The sequence below is a fragment of the Enterobacter cloacae complex sp. 2021EL-01169 genome (assembly GCF_020733125.1).
Lineage (GTDB): Bacteria > Pseudomonadota > Gammaproteobacteria > Enterobacterales > Enterobacteriaceae > Enterobacter > Enterobacter roggenkampii.
Genome location: NZ_JAJFTC010000005.1, coordinates 91,274 through 109,026, shown reverse-complemented (window position 1 = coordinate 109,026; position 17,753 = coordinate 91,274). Strand labels below are relative to the sequence as shown.

General features: G+C 55.5%; 19 protein-coding genes, 1 tRNA gene and 1 pseudogene. 5 read left to right on the top strand and 16 right to left on the bottom strand.

Going from position 1 to position 17,753, the window contains the following annotated elements:
• Positions 1 to 11 precede the first annotated feature (11 nt).
• The 7 genes and pseudogenes from LLF79_RS14880 to actS form a co-directional block, all read right to left on the bottom strand.
• Complete coding sequence (locus LLF79_RS14880) at positions 12 to 197, bottom strand: CPCC family cysteine-rich protein (RefSeq protein WP_071530933.1); 186 nt, start codon at positions 195 to 197, stop codon at positions 12 to 14.
• The gene (locus LLF79_RS14875; RefSeq protein ID WP_021242042.1) at positions 197 to 937 is read right to left on the bottom strand and encodes a VENN motif pre-toxin domain-containing protein; all 741 of its coding nucleotides are present in this window, start codon (positions 935 to 937) and stop codon (positions 197 to 199) included. Before LLF79_RS14875 ends, LLF79_RS14880 begins: the two co-directional genes overlap by 1 nt.
• Before the next feature lie 234 nt (positions 938 to 1,171).
• A complete protein-coding gene (locus LLF79_RS14870; RefSeq protein WP_065101599.1) occupies positions 1,172 to 1,654 on the bottom strand; it encodes a hypothetical protein in 483 nt (160 codons plus the stop codon).
• Entirely contained in the window at positions 1,651 to 2,373 is a 723-nt protein-coding gene (locus LLF79_RS14865; protein ID WP_084833222.1) for a hemagglutinin repeat-containing protein, read from the bottom strand. Before LLF79_RS14865 ends, LLF79_RS14870 begins: the two co-directional genes overlap by 4 nt.
• A gap of 244 nt (positions 2,374 to 2,617) precedes the next feature.
• Positions 2,618 to 2,869: pseudogene (locus LLF79_RS27065) on the bottom strand (hypothetical protein); the annotation flags it as partial.
• 423 nt (positions 2,870 to 3,292) lie between these two features.
• Positions 3,293 to 3,366 (bottom strand) — tRNA-Gly (locus tag LLF79_RS14855).
• 80 nt (positions 3,367 to 3,446) lie between these two features.
• Entirely contained in the window at positions 3,447 to 4,190 is a 744-nt protein-coding gene (gene actS, locus LLF79_RS14850) for an amidase activator ActS (RefSeq protein ID WP_025912449.1), read from the bottom strand.
• Between the two features lie 163 nt (positions 4,191 to 4,353).
• Here actS and idi point away from each other — a divergent pair, with 163 nt between their 5' ends.
• Positions 4,354 to 4,896 (top strand): isopentenyl-diphosphate Delta-isomerase, encoded by a 543-nt coding sequence (gene idi, locus LLF79_RS14845; protein ID WP_039265495.1) that lies wholly within the window; start codon positions 4,354 to 4,356, stop codon positions 4,894 to 4,896.
• Between the two features lie 38 nt (positions 4,897 to 4,934).
• On the opposite strand, the gene lysS is transcribed toward idi, so the two are convergent.
• From lysS to xerD, 5 genes are all read right to left on the bottom strand, one after another.
• Positions 4,935 to 6,452 carry a lysine--tRNA ligase gene (gene lysS / locus LLF79_RS14840; RefSeq protein WP_021242046.1) on the bottom strand — a complete coding sequence of 506 codons (1,518 nt, stop codon included), beginning with the start codon at positions 6,450 to 6,452 and terminating at the stop codon, positions 4,935 to 4,937.
• Positions 6,453 to 6,461: 9 nt separating this feature from the next.
• A protein-coding gene (gene prfB / locus LLF79_RS14835) for a peptide chain release factor 2 (protein WP_095908218.1) occupies positions 6,462 to 7,560 on the bottom strand; the annotation gives its coding sequence in 2 pieces (ribosomal slippage) (positions 6,462 to 7,484 and positions 7,486 to 7,560; 1,098 coding nt in all).
• A 90-nt stretch (positions 7,561 to 7,650) separates the two neighbouring features.
• Positions 7,651 to 9,384, bottom strand: a complete 1,734-nt coding sequence (gene recJ / locus LLF79_RS14830; protein ID WP_045335242.1) for a single-stranded-DNA-specific exonuclease RecJ — start codon at positions 9,382 to 9,384, stop codon at positions 7,651 to 7,653.
• A gap of 5 nt (positions 9,385 to 9,389) precedes the next feature.
• Positions 9,390 to 10,103 (bottom strand): bifunctional protein-disulfide isomerase/oxidoreductase DsbC, encoded by a 714-nt coding sequence (dsbC, locus tag LLF79_RS14825; protein ID WP_008499708.1) that lies wholly within the window; start codon positions 10,101 to 10,103, stop codon positions 9,390 to 9,392.
• 28 nt (positions 10,104 to 10,131) lie between these two features.
• Positions 10,132 to 11,028, bottom strand: a complete 897-nt coding sequence (gene xerD / locus LLF79_RS14820; protein WP_227879761.1) for a site-specific tyrosine recombinase XerD — start codon at positions 11,026 to 11,028, stop codon at positions 10,132 to 10,134.
• 101 nt (positions 11,029 to 11,129) lie between these two features.
• On the opposite strand from xerD, the gene fldB reads away from it, so the two are divergent.
• Entirely contained in the window at positions 11,130 to 11,651 is a 522-nt protein-coding gene (gene fldB / locus LLF79_RS14815; RefSeq protein WP_008499710.1) for a flavodoxin FldB, read from the top strand.
• 6 nt (positions 11,652 to 11,657) lie between these two features.
• Here fldB and LLF79_RS14810 read toward each other — a convergent pair whose 3' ends face one another.
• Together LLF79_RS14810 and sdhE are read right to left on the bottom strand one after the other, a co-directional pair.
• Positions 11,658 to 12,068, bottom strand: coding sequence for a protein YgfX (locus LLF79_RS14810; RefSeq protein WP_021242050.1), 411 nt, complete (start codon positions 12,066 to 12,068; stop codon positions 11,658 to 11,660).
• The gene (gene sdhE, locus LLF79_RS14805; protein ID WP_006178375.1) at positions 12,049 to 12,315 is read right to left on the bottom strand and encodes an FAD assembly factor SdhE; all 267 of its coding nucleotides are present in this window, start codon (positions 12,313 to 12,315) and stop codon (positions 12,049 to 12,051) included. Before sdhE ends, LLF79_RS14810 begins: the two co-directional genes overlap by 20 nt.
• 294 nt (positions 12,316 to 12,609) lie before the next feature.
• Here sdhE and ygfZ point away from each other — a divergent pair, with 294 nt between their 5' ends.
• Complete coding sequence (gene ygfZ / locus LLF79_RS14800) at positions 12,610 to 13,590, top strand: tRNA-modifying protein YgfZ (protein WP_008499712.1); 981 nt, start codon at positions 12,610 to 12,612, stop codon at positions 13,588 to 13,590.
• 84 nt (positions 13,591 to 13,674) lie between these two features.
• Here the strand turns inward: ygfZ and LLF79_RS14795 are convergent, their stop codons facing one another.
• Positions 13,675 to 14,334, bottom strand: coding sequence for a hemolysin III family protein (locus LLF79_RS14795; RefSeq protein ID WP_021242052.1), 660 nt, complete (start codon positions 14,332 to 14,334; stop codon positions 13,675 to 13,677).
• Between the two features lie 265 nt (positions 14,335 to 14,599).
• Here LLF79_RS14795 and LLF79_RS14790 point away from each other — a divergent pair, with 265 nt between their 5' ends.
• Together LLF79_RS14790 and bglA are read left to right on the top strand one after the other, a co-directional pair.
• A complete protein-coding gene (locus tag LLF79_RS14790) occupies positions 14,600 to 15,331 on the top strand; it encodes a MurR/RpiR family transcriptional regulator (RefSeq protein WP_227879842.1) in 732 nt (243 codons plus the stop codon).
• Positions 15,332 to 15,447: 116 nt separating this feature from the next.
• Complete coding sequence (bglA, locus tag LLF79_RS14785; protein ID WP_023294510.1) at positions 15,448 to 16,881, top strand: 6-phospho-beta-glucosidase BglA; 1,434 nt, start codon at positions 15,448 to 15,450, stop codon at positions 16,879 to 16,881.
• Between the two features lie 65 nt (positions 16,882 to 16,946).
• Here the strand turns inward: bglA and LLF79_RS14780 are convergent, their stop codons facing one another.
• A complete protein-coding gene (locus LLF79_RS14780; protein ID WP_032675464.1) occupies positions 16,947 to 17,690 on the bottom strand; it encodes an SDR family oxidoreductase in 744 nt (247 codons plus the stop codon).
• Between the last annotated feature and the right edge of the window lie 63 nt (positions 17,691 to 17,753).

Genomic DNA, 17,753 nt, shown 5'->3' with positions numbered 1-17,753 from the left:
CGTTTTATCAGTTACTGTTTGTTAAATGCTCGTTTCGCCTCATTTAAATTCGAAGAGTTTGCCCCGCCAGAAAAATCTGGATCAGCCGATTGTACAGGGTCATCTTCCCACCCACATACAGGGCAAATTTCATAACAACCCAGCTCATCAATTGTTTTATTTCCACAGCATGGACAAGGATAAGAGCCATTATTCATCATTGTTTTTTCCAATATTCGAGACCTTTCTCTGGTTTAAACATTGTACGCGGTACACCATTTATATCTTTTGAAGCAAAGACATTAGTCGCAGGATTGTAATACAGCGTGTCTCCGTTAGGGCGAGTTTTAGTTAAGGTACCTTGCGGTGGGGTTGTCATAAAATTATGGGCAGCATCAACATATTGCTTAGCATTCTGATACTCAGGAAATTCTTTCCCATGTTTTGTCCAGTGTCCATAGGCATTACCCACAGGTTTTGCTTTCTTGGTTTCTGTCCAAATCTGAGTATCTTTAGATTTACCACCAATCGGAACAGCCCCAATCCCAAGACCAGCAGTTCCAGGAAGCGGCTTACCATCTTCGTCAAACAACACCCCAGGCCTGGCAATGTTGTAGACTTTTGGGAGGCGGTCGCCGTGCTCTTTCTCAAGCTCTTCCTCATCATGGCCAGGACTCAGCGTGTTATTCTCAACCTCCACCTTCGCCGTTTCCGACGCCGTCGCCGCCATGGAGACACTGCCATCCGTCACTGCTGCGCCCGCCAGACCACCTGCGATACTCACGAGGCTACTGACCAGCCGTTTCTCCTCTGCCGTCAGGTCACTGGATTTTTTATCTCCATACAGCGCGCTGACCAGATGGTCAGTCATCGCCGAGGCCGTAATGGCCCCTATGGCACCAGCCTTCAGGCCATCCGCACTGCTCCCGCCACTCAGTTGCGTCAGCGCCGCAGCCACAATACCGTGCAGCGCGGCACGGGCTGTCGGATCTTTCTGCTCCTTGACCAGGGTCGCCAGCAGAGGGGCCGCCCCCGCTGCCGCACCTGCCTTCAGGTTACCGCCAAGCGCACCTGCCAGTAATCCCGCCGCTGCGCTGCCCTTAGTCCAGAAGGCACTCCCCGGACCGTACTCGGTATTCTGATATCCGGGCTGCGTCTTCAGGAATGCTTCCTGCTCCTGCGGCGTATCGCCCTACAGTTTTCCTTCTGACGCCAGCTTCGCGCCCAGCACCGCATTGGATTCCCGCGCTTTCTGCTCCGCATACTTGCCGTAAGCATCCAGCGCAGAGGTGGCCAGCGCCGCGCCTTCGCTCTGGACCGCCAGGTTATCCCTGACCTTCTGCACATCACCGTTCACGTCCACGCCGTGGTGGGCGTCAGCCGTATCACGGTTCAGGTCAGCAATATCCTGTTTCTGTCCCGCCGGGTTGCGAATGACAATGCTACCGCCACTCACCGCTGATGAGGTCGTGCCGGTGTGGCTCTCTTTTGCCTGGCCCGTACCGATGGCCGGTGCCAGGTTGCGGTTTTCACCGTTTCCGCTGCCGCCCGCGCTGCCGGAAAGCGCCACCGTGTAGCCGTTGCCGCTGGTCTGGCTCTCGTTATGGAGATTACTGAAACCCAGCGTACCGGTGTCGAGGCTATTTTTATCTGCAGACGCCGTGGATGCAATCACCGCGCCGTCAAGCTGGGTATGATTTCCGGTGGTGACGGCAAAGCCGCCCTTGCCTGCGAATATCCCGCTCTGTTCAGCGACGCTCTTACCATTCTGGGTGATATTCTCACCGATGCACTGACGCTACCGGAAAAGGCACCATAACACAGTGGCGGTATGCACAGACTGAGGGACGCGCCTGACGAAGACTGCTTGCTGTCATAACTGGCTGTATCCTGCACGCTGCTGATGGTGAGATCGCGTCCGGTATTCACCACCACACGGTTACCTTCCAGCTCCGCACCTTTCAGGATGGTGTCGCGTCCGCTGTTCACCGTAAGCTGTTCATCAGCATGGACAACGCTGTTCGTATTGCGCTGTGACTGGCTGTTTTCCTTACCCTTATGCTGTGACGCTCCCAGCTCCACCGAGATGCCGTTTTGTGCACCAATCAGGCTCACACCGACACCAACGCTGAACTGGCTACCGCTGTTTTTACTCTCAGAGAGGGTTGTGTTCTGGGAGGCAGACAACAGAATATCGCGCCCCGCATCCAGCGCCACGTGTTTACCCGCGATCTGTATCCCCATACCGGCAATGTCATTTCCGGCACGGACAGAGACATTCTCACCGGCATTAATGGTGGTGCCCTGCGTGTCGGTACTGTTGTAACGACTGTCCTGAGAGGACGTCTCCGCCGTTAAAGACACTTTAGCCTTGACGAGCGACGAGTCCGACATAGCGCCCTGCGCTGCGGGCAGCCGTCTCTGCGGCTTTAGCAGCCTCAACAGCCCAGCCGCCAGCAGATGCCGTCACACCATACTGGGCGCTGCTGCTGTGGTTTTCACCGTCGCGGGTATCCCGGCTCACCCCCATGAGGTCATTTTCGCCACTGAGTGAGACCGATTTACCGGCACGGATATCCGTACCTGACAGGGAGAGATCGTTACCGGCCTGCGCGACAAGGTTCTGCCGGGTTATTGGGGAGATTAAGGTCGCACCGGAAAGGGTAATGGTATGAATGGTGAAACAGGGTCCGGAGCCGGAAACAGGCAGCGGTCTGGCGGGCGCAGGGCGAGGAATACTCCGCTCCAGCTCCTCACGCTGTTGCTGGCTCTTTAATAACAGTTCCTCCTGCTGCTGACGCACTGTGTCCCGGTCAGCAGGAGTAAGGGGGCTGCATGGCTCAGAGAGCAAAAAAATAAAACGAGCAAAAAAAGACGGCTTTGCTGTAATAGCGCATATTAAAGGATAATAGTTTTTGTTTTCCTCAATATGCCAGCTCTGGCGCAATAGGGAATAGTCTCAAAAAGAGGGCTACTATAATTGGTAGTAATATTTGCGTTAAGTTTAAAAAAACCGTTATGACGAAGAGCGTCATATCGGAATTTTTTATTATTGCCTGATTGTTTCTTCTTTCAAAAAATTTTAACCACCCCTTCCAATAGTTAGATATAAACATCAGCTAGCAGCGCAGATTAAATTATCCGTTGCATTCATCGTGCTGCAAATTCTGATGACACCTGATAACTCAGTGCTGAATATGGAGGCATGGGTGATAACTTCGTTGAAGCGATCAAACAACAGCATGACGATACCTGGATGGAAAAGGATAGGCTGGTAAAAAAATAGACAGAGGAGGATAACATCAAGAAAATCTGGAGCGGGCGAAGGGAATCGAACCCTCGTATAGAGCTTGGGAAGCTCTCGTTCTACCATTGAACTACGCCCGCTTTGAGGTGCGTAAGGCATTATAGACCTTACGCACCTTCATACAAGCCTCTTCACAACTAACCGGCGATTAAATAATCACTTAGCACTTCGGTTTGCTGCCGGGCGCAGGAAGATAACGCTGCGGATCGATGGCCGTCGCCTTGTAGCGAATCTGGAAATGCAGCTTCACTGAATCCGTACCGGTACTGCCCATGGTGGCAATCTTCTGCCCTGCTTTGACGTTCTGCCCGTTGTTGACCAGCATCGTGTCGTTGTGCGCATAGGCCGTGATGTAGTCTTCGCCATGCTTAATCATGATCAGGTTACCGTAGCCGCGCAGCTGGTTACCCACGTAAACCACCTTCCCGGCCCCGGAGGCATAAACCGGCGTACCGCGCGCAGCGGCGATATCAATACCCTTGTTGCCACCTTCAGAGAGTGAGTAAGGGGCGACCACTTTACCGCTGGCAGGCCAAATCCAGCAGCGCTGTCCAACCGGCGGCCATGACGATTGTGGCACCTGATAGGACGGCGTCACTTTGGCGGTTTTGCCTTTCGAAGAGGATTTTTTACCGGAGGACGATCCGCCGCTAACCTTCAGCTGCTGCCCCACCTCGATGGTGTAGGGCGGAGAAAGGTTATTCAGACGCGCCAGATCCTTCACGCTGGTTCCCGTTGCGCGCGAAATCCGGTACAGGGTGTCCCCGCGTTTGACGGTGTAGACCGAACCGGAATAGCTTCCCGTATCCGAAGATTTGCTCCCTGAACAGCCCACCAGTAATAGCGTCAGCGTCAGGCAAAAAATAGCGGTAAGGGGTTTTCTCGTCAGGCTTCCTGCAAACAAAACAGATCCTCGGTCAGCGTGAATGGCGCACTATGATAACAGCCAAAACGAACAGGGGTCATGCCCTTTTCCGCTCTACGAGCCAAACCGTTCGTATAAGAATGCAGTATAATGCTTCGGCTGATGGTGCTGAACCACTCGGCAATTTGGCACTGGAGCATCAATGAGTATTCAAGAACACGTTATTTTGGTAAACGACCAGGGAATGGTGATTGGCACTCAGGAAAAATATGCCGCGCACACGTTACATACCCCGCTGCATCTGGCGTTCTCTTCCTGGCTTTTTAACGCAAAAGGCGAATGTCTGATCACCCGACGCGCCTTAAGCAAAAAAGCCTGGCCCGGCGTCTGGACCAACTCCGTGTGCGGCCACCCGCAGTCGGGTGAAGAGACAGTCCAGGCGATAATCCGCCGCTGCCGCTTCGAAGTGGGCGCGGAGTTGACCGATATCACCGCCGTCGCCCCTGAATTTCGCTATCGGGAAACCGACCCGTCCGGGATCGTGGAAAACGAAATTTGCCCTGTATTCGCGGCACGCATTACCAATGACGTGACAATAAACGAAGATGAAGTGATGGACTATCAGTGGGTTGAGCTGGACGCGCTATTCCGCGCGCTGGACGCGACGCCCTGGGCCTTTAGCCCGTGGATGGTCATGGAAGCGACAACCGCCCGCGAAAAACTCAAAGCCTTCGCGGCGCAATAAAAAAGCCCCTTTCGGGGCTTTTTTTACATCTTAACGCCTTACTTCACCGGGCGCATCGCCGGGAACAGGATCACGTCACGGATGGTGTGGCTGTTGGTAAACAGCATCACCATACGGTCGATACCAATTCCCAGACCCGCCGTTGGTGGCAGACCGTGCTCCAGCGCGGTCACGTAGTCTTCGTCGAAGAACATCGCTTCGTCGTCGCCTGCCGCCTTCGCGTCAACCTGATCCTGGAAGCGCTGAGCCTGATCTTCCGCATCGTTCAGCTCGCTAAAGCCGTTGCCGATTTCACGGCCGCCGATGAAGAATTCGAAGCGGTCAGTGATTTCAGGGTTCTGGTCATTACGACGCGCCAGCGGAGAGACTTCAGCCGGGTACTCGGTGATGAAGGTCGGCTGAATCAGGTGCGCTTCGGCCACTTCTTCGAAGATCTCGGTCACGATACGGCCCAGACCCCAGCTCTTCTCAACCTTGATACCGATGCTTTCGGCGATCGCTTTCGCAGAATCGAAGTTATCCAGATCGGCCATGTTGGTTTCCGGACGGTACTTCTTGATCGCTTCGCGCATGGTCAGTTTTTCGAACGGCTTGCCGAAGTCGAAGACTTCTTCACCGTAAGGAACCTGCGTGGTGCCCAGAATATCCTGCGCCAGGGTACGGAACAGGGATTCGGTCAGCTCGATCAGATCTTTGTAATCCGCGTACGCCATATAGAGTTCCATCATGGTGAACTCTGGGTTATGACGAACGGAGATCCCTTCGTTACGGAAGTTACGGTTGATCTCGAACACGCGGTCAAAACCACCAACCACCAGACGCTTCAGGTACAGTTCCGGCGCGATACGCAGGTACATGTCCAGGTCCAGGGCGTTGTGATGGGTGATGAACGGACGCGCAGACGCGCCGCCAGGGATCACCTGCATCATCGGGGTTTCCACTTCCATAAAGTCGCGGTTGACCATGAACTGGCGGATACCGGCCATAATCTGGGAGCGAATTTTGAAGGTCTTGCGGGATTCATCGTTAGAGATGAGATCCAGGTAGCGCTGACGGTAGCGCGCTTCCTGATCCTGCAGGCCGTGGAATTTGTCCGGCAGCGGGCGCAGGGCTTTGGTCAGCAGACGCAGCTCGGTGCAGTGGATAGACAGTTCACCGGTTTTGGTTTTGAACAGTTTACCTTTCGCGCCCAGAATATCGCCCAGGTCCCACTTCTTGAACTGCTCGTTGTAGATGCCTTCCGGCAGATCGTCACGGGACACGTACAGCTGAATGCGGCCGCCAACGTCCTGCAGGGTCACGAAGGAGGCTTTACCCATGATACGACGGGTCATCATGCGGCCCGCAACGGCCACTTCAACGTTCAGCGCTTCCAGCTCTTCGTTCTCTTTCGCGTCGAAGTCAGCGTGCAGTTGGTCTGAGGTGTGGTCACGACGAAAATCGTTCGGGAACGGCACGCCCTGCTCGCGCAGCGCTGCCAGTTTCTCGCGGCGGGTTTTCAGTTCGTTGTTAAGATCGACTACCGCGTCAGCGCCCTGTGCTTGTTGTTCAGACATGTTGGTTCCTCATAACCCTGCTTTCAAACTTGCTTCGATAAATTGGTCCAGGCTGCCGTCCAGCACCGCCTGCGTGTTGCGGGTTTCAACCCCGGTACGCAGGTCTTTGATGCGGGAGTCATCAAGGACGTAAGAACGGATCTGGCTGCCCCAGCCGATGTCAGACTTGTTGTCTTCCATCGCCTGTTTCTCAGCATTTTTCTTCTGCATCTCCAGCTCATAAAGCTTCGCTTTCATCTGCTTCATGGCCTGGTCTTTGTTCTTATGCTGGGAACGGTCGTTCTGGCACTGTGTTACCAGCCCGGTTGGAATGTGGGTAATACGCACCGCCGATTCCGTACGGTTAACGTGCTGGCCGCCCGCGCCGGATGCGCGATAAACGTCGATACGCAGGTCCGCCGGGTTAATTTCGATATCGATATCTTCATCAACTTCCGGGTAAACAAACGCGGAGCTGAAGGAGGTATGACGACGGCCACCGGAGTCGAACGGGCTCTTACGCACGAGGCGGTGAACGCCGGTTTCAGTGCGCAGCCAGCCGTAGGCGTAATCACCGATGATCTTGATGGTGACGGATTTAATACCGGCCACTTCACCTTCAGACTCTTCGATAATTTCGGTTTTGAAGCCGCGCGCTTCGGCCCAGCGCAGATACATACGCATCAGCATGCTGGCCCAGTCCTGCGCTTCGGTACCACCAGAACCTGCCTGAATATCAAGATAGCAGTCAGCGCTGTCGTATTCGCCGGAGAACATGCGACGGAATTCAAGCTGCGCCAGCTTCTCTTCCAGCACGTCGAGTTCTGCCACGGCTTCGTTAAAGGTCTCTTCGTCGTCGGCTTCGACGGCCAGCTCCAGCAAACCGGAAACATCTTCCAGCCCCTGGGCCATTTGATCCAGCGTATCTACGATAGCTTCGAGAGAGGAACGCTCTTTACCCAGCGCCTGTGCGCGTTCAGGTTCGTTCCAGACGTCCGGCTGTTCCAGCTCGGCGTTTACTTCTTCAAGACGCTCTTTCTTGGCATCGTAGTCAAAGATACCCCCTAAGAACGTCAGAGCGCTCCGTGAGGTCCTGAATACGGTTTTTTACCGGATTAATTTCAAACATGGTCTGTTTTCTTTTATGGACTTGTCAAAATGCGGTGATAAGAGCGGGATTGTACCGAATCCACGCCCTTTTTTATAGAGATTACTGCCGCTAAATTGGCCAGATATTGTCGATGATGATCTGAAGGGTGCGGTTACCGCGAAACTCGTTGATGTCCAGTTTGTACGCCAGCTCGACCTCGCGCACGCCGTTGTCCGGCCATACCGCCGTGTCAACGTTAAAGGCAATGCCGTCCAGCAGCGGGCCGCCGCCGACCGGTTCAACCATCACCTTCAGATGACGCTCGCCGACGATGCGCTGCTGCAGCAGGCGGAAACGGCCGTCGAACAGCGGTTCCGGGAACATCTGTCCCCATGGACCGGCATCGCGGAGCATTTGCGCCACGTCCATTGTCATCTCAAGCGGTGAAAGCTCGCCGTCGGACACCACTTCCCCCTGCAGCAGGGCCGGGTCAATCCAGTCGGTGACCAGCTCGCCGAACAGGCGCTGAAACTCGTCGAATTTCGCCTCTTCCAGCGACAGGCCTGCCGCCATCGCATGGCCGCCGAACTTGATCATCAGGCCCGGATACAGCGTATCGAGACGCTCCAGCGCGTCGCGCATGTGCAGACCCTGAATCGAGCGGCCAGAGCCTTTCAGCGTGCCGTCGCCCGCGGGGGCGAAGGCGATCACCGGGCGGTGGAAGCGCTCTTTAATGCGCGACGCCAGAATGCCGACCACGCCCTGATGCCACTCGGGATGGTACATTGCCAGGCCGCCCGGCAGCGTGTCGCCGCTGCGCTCCAGTTTTTCGCACAGGGTCAGCGCTTCGGCCTGCATCCCCTGCTCAATCTCTTTACGGGTCTGGTTCAGGGCGTCCAGCTCGTTGGCCAGCACGCGCGCCTCACCGAGGTTGTCGCACAGCAGCAGCGCGACGCCAACGGACATATCGTCCAGTCTTCCGGCCGCGTTCAGGCGTGGACCGAGGGCAAAGCCCAAATCGCTTGCCGCCAGCTTGAGCGGGTCGCGGTTGGCGATTTCCAGCAGCGCCTTGATCCCCGGACGGCACTTGCCTGCCCGGATACGGCTTAAGCCCTGCCAGGTCAAAATACGATTATTGGTATCGAGCGGGACCACGTCCGCGACGGTACCCAGCGCCACCAGATCGAGATATTCGGCCAGGTTCGGTACGGCAATACCGCGGGATTCGAACCAGCCCTTGTCGCGTAACAGGGTACGTAGCGCCAGCATCAGATAAAACGCCACGCCTACGCCCGCGAGGGATTTCGACGGAAAATCACAGTCGCGCAGATTGGGGTTAATAATCGCGTCGGCGGCAGGCAGCGTTTCACCGGGGAGATGGTGATCGGTAACCAGCACCGGGATCCCCAGCGCGTGGGCATGATCGACCCCCGCATGGGAAGAGATCCCGTTATCGACGGTCATGATCATCTGCGCACCGCGGGCGTGGGCCTGATCGACCACTTCCGGGCTGAGTCCGTAGCCGTCTTCAAAACGGTTCGGCACCAGATACGTGACGTTATCGCAGCCCAGCGCGCGCAGGCTGAGCACGCTCAGCGCGGTGCTTGTTGCGCCGTCGGCGTCGAAATCCCCTACTACCACAATACGCGTGTTCTCACGCAGGGCGTTGTAGAGCATTTCAGTGGCTTTTTCGATGCCGTTCAGCTGCTGCCAGGGCAGCATCCCTTTTACGCTGCGTTCAAGATCCTCAGCACGACGCACGCCGCGGCTGGCGTAGAGGCGCTTCAGCAGCGGCGGGAGATCGTCCGGCAAATCAATCGGTTCAACCGCCTCGCGGCGGCGCAATTTTATCGGGGCTTTCACGCGGATTATTTACCACTAACCTGTTTCTGGTGCGCGTCGAGGAACTCTTTCATCTCTTTTGGTCCCTGATAGCCCGGAACGACGTACCCGTTGCTCAGGACAATCGCTGGCGTACCGCTCACGCCAAACTGCACGCCCAGCGCGTAGTGGTTAGCGATATCAATGTCGCAGGAGGCCGGCTTAACGCCTTTGCCGTTCATCGCGTCGTCAAACGCTTTGTTGCGGTCTTTTGCACACCAGATGGCCTTCATGTCCTGCTCCGGCTGGCTCTGCACGCCCGCGCGCGGGAAGGCCAGGTAACGCACGGTAATACCCAGCGCGTTGTAGTCTTTCATCTCTTCATGCAGCTTGTGGCAGTAGCCGCAGGTGATATCGGTGAAGACGGTAATAACGTGTTTTTCCTGCGCCGCCTTATAGACGATCATCTCTTTTTCGAGCGCGTTCAGGTTTTTCATCAGCAGCTGGTTGGTCACGTTGACCGGCTGCGCGCCGCTCACGTCGTACATCGGCCCCTGAATAATGTGTTTGCCGTCTTCGGTGACGTACAGCACGCCGCTGTTGGTCAGTACCGTTTTCATCCCGGCGACCGGTGCTGGCTGAATATCGCTGCCGGTGACGCCAAGCTTAGCGAGCGACTGTTTGATAGCGGCGTCGTCAGCATGGGCGAAACCGGTGAAGGAGGCTGCCAGCAGGGTGAATAGCGCGAAACTCTTTTTCATAGTTGATCCTGTTACAATTCGTCGGCACTCACGCACGAGGGTGGTGCTGTTGGTGTAGCTGCCGCAGGCGTTCCGTCGCGACATGGGTGTAAATTTGCGTCGTGGAAAGATCGCTATGTCCCAGCAGCATCTGCACCACGCGTAAATCCGCGCCGTGGTTGAGCAGATGCGTCGCGAAGGCATGACGCAATACGTGCGGCGATAGCTTTTCACTGTCGATACCGGCCAGTGTGGCGTAATGCTTGATGCGATGCCAGAATGTTTGCCGCGTCATCTGCTGTGCGCGCTGGCTCGGAAACAGAACGTCGATAGACGCGCCGTTGAGCAGCCACGGGCGACCGTGCTCCAGATACGTTTCCAGCCAGTAAACCGCCTCTTCGCCCAGCGGAACCAGCCTTTCCTTGTTTCCTTTACCGATGACGCGCACCACGCCCTGACGCAGGCTGATGTCGCTCATCGTCAAGCCAACCAGCTCCGAAACGCGCAGGCCGGTAGCATACAATAGCTCAAGCATCGCTTTATCGCGTAACTCCAGCGGCAGGTCAACAGCCGGTGACTGTAATAATCTCTCAACTTGTGCTTCGCTGAGATCTTTCGGCAGCCGCTGCGGGAGCTTAGGGGATGCCAGCAGCGCGCTGGGATCGTCTTCGCGGATCTTCTCACGGTAGAGATGCTGGAACAGCCGACGCATGGCGCTGAGCAAGCGTGCAGAGCTGGTGGCTTTGTATCTCCCTTCTACACGTTCACCGAGCAGCGCCTGCAGGTCGTCGCTTTGCGCACTCGCCAGCGAGAGCTGCCGACGGGCCAGCCACTCCACCAGCATGGTAAGATCGCGCCGGTAGGCGCTGAGCGTATTCTCGGCCAGATTTTTTTCCAGCCACAGCGCGTCGAGAAACTGTTCAACGAGTGCGAGATCCTTTTCCACATCAGCCCCTTTGATTCTGCAGTCAGGCCATTATGCCTGATTGTGACCGGTTTCTGGTACACTACGCGCAAAGTCAAAGCATGAATTGAGATAGTTACGCGATGAATATTGGTCTGTTCTATGGTTCCAGCACCTGCTACACCGAAATGGCGGCAGAGAAAATTCGCGACATCATTGGCCCGGAACTGGTGACGTTGCATAACCTGAAAGATGACGCGGTCGCGCTGATGGAACAGTACGATGTACTGATCCTGGGCATCCCAACCTGGGATTTTGGTGAGATACAGGAAGACTGGGAAGCCATCTGGGATCAACTCGACTCAGTCAATCTCGACGGCAAGATCATTGCCATGTACGGCATGGGAGATCAGCTGGGTTACGGGGAATGGTTCCTGGACGCACTCGGCATGCTGCACGACAAGCTGGCGCCGAAAGGGGTGTCGTTCATCGGCTACTGGCCAACCGAAGGTTACGAGTTCACCAGTAAAAAACCGATTATTGCCGACGGCGAGCTGTTTGTTGGGCTCGCGCTGGATGAAACCAACCAGTACGATCTTAGCGATGAACGTCTGCAAACCTGGTGCGAGCAGATTCTCGGCGAAATGGCAGAAAAGTTTAGCTAACGCGCGCTACCCCTGCGTCGTCTGCTGCAACAGCATCCGGCGCAGGTCTCGCCATTCGGCAGCATCCATACTGTCAGCCGCCAGCCAAAGATGCTGGCACCGCCCGCCGTCCACCTTGCGTAACCGTAACATCATGCCGCAGTTGAGCATCCAGGGCATACCGAGAATATCCCACTCTTTTCCCTGCCAGCGCAGGCGGGAATCCATCAGTAACTTGATCTCTCCCTGACGGGCATTAATGCGACGCTGGCTGCGTACGCTGTCAAAAACGACAAACGAAAGTAGCAGCAGCCACAGCGGCGTATAGCTCAGCGGCCACGGCATCAGTAACACAAAGGCCGCAACCAGGCCGTGGAGCAATAAAGACATCCACTGCGAGCGCCACGAGACGCGAAGATCAGATTGCCACAGGACCACGTTCCCGATTCCGTGTTTGAATTAATTGCACCATCCGTTGCAACTCGGTGTCGGCGGGTTTGCCGTGGTTCATCAGCCAGTTGAATAAATCCGGATCGTCAGACTCAAGCAGGCGGACAAACAGACGCTTATCGTCGTCGCTTAAGGTGTCATACTCATATTCGAAGAAAGGCATGATGGAAATATCAAGTTCACGCATGCCGCGACGGCACGCCCAGTGAATACGGGCCTTGTTGTTAATATCCATGTTCAGTTTCCTGCATTACGTTTGGCACAGTCGGTACCCCATTCGGTGTTCTTTATTTCTCTACGGGGACACCAGCTAGTGTAACGTGTTTTTGACCGTTTCATTACTGGAATATTGCGATCAACGAGCAGGCTTCCAGAATAATCCCTACAAACACAGCGGATTACACTATTTTGCGTGGCGCTACGCAGAACCGGTTTATGGCACAAATGGCCTGTTGAAAGCGCTTGCATTGCCTGCAGGCTCTTTTACCATTAGGCATTATCAAAGCGTTAAGCAATTCAGGATATCGTTATGGCCTTTACACCATTTTCTCCTCGCCAGCCCGCCGCCTCTGCGCGTCTGCCGCTGACGCTTATTTCTCTTGATGACTGGGCGCTGGCAACGCTCACCGGTGCCGACGCCGAAAAATATCTGCAGGGCCAGGTGACCGCCGACGTCAGCCAGATGACCGAACACCAGCACCTGCTGGCCGCCCATTGCGATCCAAAAGGCAAAATGTGGAGCAACCTGCGTCTGTTCCGCCGTCAGGACGGCTTTGCCTTTATTGAGCGCCGCAGCCTGCGAGACGCCCAGCTCAAAGAGCTGAAAAAATACGCGGTCTTTTCCAAAGTCACCATTGCCGCAGACGACGAACATGTCCTGCTGGGTGTGGCCGGCTTCCAGGCGCGTGCGGCGCTGAAAAACCTGTTCAGCGAACTGCCGGATGCCGAAAAGCAGCTCGTCAGCGAAGGCGCCACCTCAATCCTGTGGTTTGAACACCCGGCGGAGCGTTTCCTGTTAGTCACGGATGCGGCAACTGCCGAACGCGTCACCGAGGCGCTGCGCGGCGAAGCGCAGCTTAACAACAGCCAGCAGTGGCTGGCGCTGAACATCGAAGCGGGTCTGCCGATCATTGACGCTGCAAACAGCGCGCAGTTTATTCCTCAGGCAACGAACTTACAGGCGCTGGGCGGCATCAGCTTTAAAAAAGGCTGCTACACCGGCCAGGAGATGGTCGCGCGTGCGAAATTCCGCGGGGCAAACAAACGCGCGCTGTGGACGCTGGCGGGACATGCCAGCCGCGTCCCTGAAGCGGGTGAAGATTTAGAGCTGAAGATGGGTGAAAACTGGCGCCGTACCGGCACCGTATTAGCCGCCGTACAGCTGGATGATGGACGTCTTCTGGTGCAGGCCGTTATGAACAACGACATGGAAGCCGACAGCGTGTTCCGCGTGCGTGACGATGTGAACACACTGAGCATCGAGCCGCTGCCGTATTCTCTGGAAGAGTGATGCTGTATCGCCCGGTGGCGCTGCGCTTACCGGGCCTACTTATCCCGTAGGTCGGGTAAGGCGAAGCCGCCACCCGACGAAAAACTACACCTGCCCCACGTACAAATAAATCGCCAAAAAGTGGCACACGCTGCCGCCCAGCACAAAACCGTGCCAGATAGCATGGTTGTACGGAATGCGCTTGCAGACGTAGAAAATGACGCCGAGCGAATACACCACGCCGCCTAAGGCCAGAAGCGTTACGCCCCCTATCGACAGTTTGATTGCCAGCTGGTACACCACGATCAGCGACAGCCAGCCCATGGTCAGATAGGTGACCAGCGACAGCACCTTAAACCGGTGCGCGATGGTGAGCTTAAACAGGATCCCGAGCAGCGCCAGGCTCCAGATAACGATCATCAGCCCGCGCGACAGCGGTGAGTTGAGCCCCACCAGCAGAAACGGCGTGTAGGTACCTGCAATGAGAAGATAGATAGCGCAGTGGTCAAATTTCTTGAGCCACATCTTGGCCCGCTGATGCGGGATCGCGTGATACAGCGTCGAGGCCAGAAACAGCAGGATCATGCTCCCGCCATAGAGGCTGTAGCTGGTAATAGCCATCGCGCTGGCATTGGCGTCTACCGCCTGCACCAGCAATAACACTAAACCGACAATCCCAAACACCAGGCCAATGCCGTGGCTGATGCTGTTGGCTATTTCCTCAGCCAGCGAATATCCCTGTGCGATTAATGGTCTACTCACCATACAAAACTCCGGGAAAACAAAAGATGATTATTCATCGCATCACTATGCTAACTGAGAATGATTCCAGTGAACACCTGTTAGCTAAAATAATTTCACTTCAGGATTTATACCTAAAAATCATAGGTATAAATGAATTTTTCACCTAACATTTGTTCACGTTAAAATTTAACCATTAAGAATCAAGAGCATAAAAATGGATCCTGCCGTCTGGCCGCATGTTATGATGGATACATGAAGTCTGAATAAGAGTTATGCCACTGTGAGTATGTTCACCCACTCCGCCATTGCCAGTTTCAATAACCTGGAGATGATGGTCTACAACTATGTCATTAAAAACCGTGACAAAGTCATGTACATGACCATCCGCGAGCTGGCGGATGCGGCGGGTGTCTCGACGACCACCATCCTGCGCTTTTGCCGCAAGCTTAACTGCGAAGGCTACTCGGAGTTTCGCGTTCGCTTTAAGCTTTATCTTGAACAAAACGAGCCCCAGCAGGCGAATTTCGGCGCCAGCGAAATAATCAGCTTCTTTAAAAGCGTAAATAATGAAGAGTTCGACGCGTTATTAGATAATGCGGTCGATATTATTTTATCGTCGGAACGCATTATATTTGTCGGCGCAGGGACATCAGGCTCGCTGGCAAAATATGGCGCACGTTTCTTTTCTAATATCGGAAAATTCAGTAACCATATTGATGACCCTTATTTCCCGGTCACCAATGACATGGCGAAAAATGCGCTGGCGATTGTGCTCTCCGTCTCGGGTGAGACCGAGGAGATCCTGCGCTTCGCCAGCCAGTTTAGCCTGCATCACTGCAAGGTGCTCTCCATTACCAGCCACGAGCACTCGCGTCTCGCAAAACTGGCGGACTTTAATCTCTCCTGGCACGTTCCCCAGACGCGTATTGCAGGCGTCTACGATATCACCACGCAAATTCCCGTCATCTATATTCTGGAATCTCTCGGCCGTAAGCTGGCGAAGAAACTTGCAGAATAAAACATCCTGTTTTTTTGATGTGACAAATCACATTATGCCCAATTTGTTATATCGTGACATTTAATTTCGCTTTGCTAGACTCGATGCCAATAAGCCATTTATTGAGAATAGCAGCGATGAAAAAATTGACCTTACCAAAAGATTTTTTATGGGGTGGCGCGGTTGCCGCTCACCAGGTTGAAGGCGGCTGGAACAAAGGCGGCAAAGGGCCAAGCATTTGCGACGTATTGACGGGCGGCGCACACGGCGTGCCGCGCGAAATCACGCAGGACGTGGTGCCGGGAAAATACTATCCCAACCATGAGGCGATTGATTTCCACGGCCATTACAAAGAAGACATCAAGCTGTTTGCCGAGATGGGCTTCAAGTGTTTCCGCACCTCGATTGCCTGGACGCGTATCTTCCCGAACGGTGACGAAACGCAGCCAAACGAAGAAGGGCTGAAGTTTTACGACGACATGTTCGATGAGCTGCTGAAATACAACATCGAACCGGTGATCACCCTCTCCCACTTCGAAATGCCGCTGCACCTGGTGAAGGAGTACGGCAGCTGGACCAACCGTAAAGTGGTCGATTTCTTTGTGCGCTTCGCGGAAGTGGTCTTCGAACGCTACAAAAACAAGGTCAAATACTGGATGACCTTCAACGAAATCAACAACCAGCGCAACTGGCGCGCCCCGCTGTTCGGCTACTGCTGCTCGGGCGTGGTCTATACGGAACATGAAAATCCGGAAGAGACCATGTACCAGGTCCTGCACCACCAGTTTGTGGCCAGCGCCCTGGCGGTGAAAGCCGCGCGCCGCATCAACCCGGAGATGAAAGTCGGCTGCATGCTGGCGATGGTGGCGCTCTATCCGTTCTCCTGCAAACCGGAAGACGTGATGTTCGCCCAGGAATCGATGCGCGAGCGCTACGTCTTTACCGACGTCCAGCTGCGCGGCTACTACCCGTCCTACGTGCTGAACGAATGGGAGCGTCGTGGCTTCTCCATCAAAATGGAAGCGGGTGACGAGCAGATCCTGCGCGAAGGCACCTGCGACTACCTGGGCTTCAGCTACTACATGACCAACGCGGTGAAGGCGGAAGGCGGTACCGGCGATGCCATTTCCGGTTTCGAAGGCAGCGTGCCGAACCCGCACGTGAAGGCCTCCGACTGGGGCTGGCAGATTGACCCGGTGGGCCTGCGCTATTCTCTGTGCGAACTGTACGAGCGTTACCAGAAGCCGCTGTTTATCGTTGAAAACGGCTTCGGTGCCTACGACAAGGTGGAAGAAGACGGCAGCATCAACGATGACTATCGCATCGACTACCTGCGTGCCCACGTGGAGGAGATGATCAAAGCCGTCACCCACGATGGCGTCGATCTGATGGGCTATACGCCATGGGGCTGTATCGACTGCGTGTCGTTCACCACCGGCCAGTACAGCAAGCGCTACGGCTTTATCTACGTGAACAAGCACGACGACGGCACGGGCGACATGTCGCGTTCCCGCAAGAAGAGCTTCGAGTGGTATAAAGGCGTGATTGCCAGCAACGGCGAGGCGCTGTGATTTTTTGCCCGGTGGCACTGCGGTTACCGGGCCTACACGAATAGGAGGCCGGGCCGCCACCCGGCTTATTTCCCGCCCGCTAACTCAATAAAACTCCCCGTCACGTACGACGCCTTTTCGCTCAGCAGCCAGACAATCGCCTGGGCGACCTCTTCCGGCTGGCCGCCGCGCTGCATCGGCAGTAACGCTTTCACGCGGTCCACTCGCCCCGGTTCTCCGCCCGAAGCATGAATATCGGTATAGATCAGGCCCGGACGGACGCAGTTGACTCGAATGCCCTGCGCCGCCACCTCCAGCGACAGCCCCGTTGTCAGCGAATCCACCGCCCCCTTGGACGCGGCGTAATCCACATATTCCCCCGGTGCGCCCAGGCGGGACGCCGCGGAAGAGACATTCACTATCGCCCCGCCCTTGCCGCCATGTTTGAAGGACATGCGTTTTACCGCTTCCCGGCAGCAGAGGAAGTAGCCCGTGACGTTGGTCGCCAGGACGCGGTTAATGCGCTCGGCGGAGAGATTCTCAATGGTGGATTGCTCAAACAGAATCCCCGCATTATTCACCAGCGCGGTCAGCGGCTCGCCTTCACGATCGAGGCTTTCAAACATCGCCAGCACCTGAGCTTCATCACTGATGTCTGCCCGAACGGCAAAGGCTTTACCGCCCGCCTCAACAATCTGGTTGATCACATCCGTTGCGGCCTTAATGTTGTGATGATAGTTCACCGCCACGGTGTAGCCTTCACGGGCCAGCTGCAGCGCAGTGGCTTTCCCAATGCCCCGGCTGGCGCCGGTCACAAGTGCAATGCCCATTTTCTTCTCCCAATAAAAAAGCCGGGTGGCGGCTTCGCCTTACCCGGCCTACGTTACTACATC

What these genes read in the sequence shown, in the direction of transcription:
- ygfZ (WP_008499712.1), top strand. Translation starts at nt 12,610, where the DNA reads ATGGCCTTTACACCATTTTCTCCTCGCCAGCCCGCCGCCTCTGCGCGT.
- fldB (WP_008499710.1), top strand. Translation starts at nt 11,130, where the DNA reads ATGAATATTGGTCTGTTCTATGGTTCCAGCACCTGCTACACCGAAATG.
- LLF79_RS14790 (WP_227879842.1), top strand. Translation starts at nt 14,600, where the DNA reads ATGTTCACCCACTCCGCCATTGCCAGTTTCAATAACCTGGAGATGATG.
- sdhE (WP_006178375.1), bottom strand. Translation starts at nt 12,315, where the DNA reads ATGGATATTAACAACAAGGCCCGTATTCACTGGGCGTGCCGTCGCGGC.
- LLF79_RS14880 (WP_071530933.1), bottom strand. Translation starts at nt 197, where the DNA reads ATGAATAATGGCTCTTATCCTTGTCCATGCTGTGGAAATAAAACAATT.
- lysS (WP_021242046.1), bottom strand. Translation starts at nt 6,452, where the DNA reads ATGTCTGAACAACAAGCACAGGGCGCTGACGCGGTAGTCGATCTTAAC.
- LLF79_RS14780 (WP_032675464.1), bottom strand. Translation starts at nt 17,690, where the DNA reads ATGGGCATTGCACTTGTGACCGGCGCCAGCCGGGGCATTGGGAAAGCC.
- LLF79_RS14795 (WP_021242052.1), bottom strand. Translation starts at nt 14,334, where the DNA reads ATGGTGAGTAGACCATTAATCGCACAGGGATATTCGCTGGCTGAGGAA.
- dsbC (WP_008499708.1), bottom strand. Translation starts at nt 10,103, where the DNA reads ATGAAAAAGAGTTTCGCGCTATTCACCCTGCTGGCAGCCTCCTTCACC.
- LLF79_RS14865 (WP_084833222.1), bottom strand. Translation starts at nt 2,373, where the DNA reads ATGTCGGACTCGTCGCTCGTCAAGGCTAAAGTGTCTTTAACGGCGGAG.
- bglA (WP_023294510.1), top strand. Translation starts at nt 15,448, where the DNA reads ATGAAAAAATTGACCTTACCAAAAGATTTTTTATGGGGTGGCGCGGTT.
- idi (WP_039265495.1), top strand. Translation starts at nt 4,354, where the DNA reads ATGAGTATTCAAGAACACGTTATTTTGGTAAACGACCAGGGAATGGTG.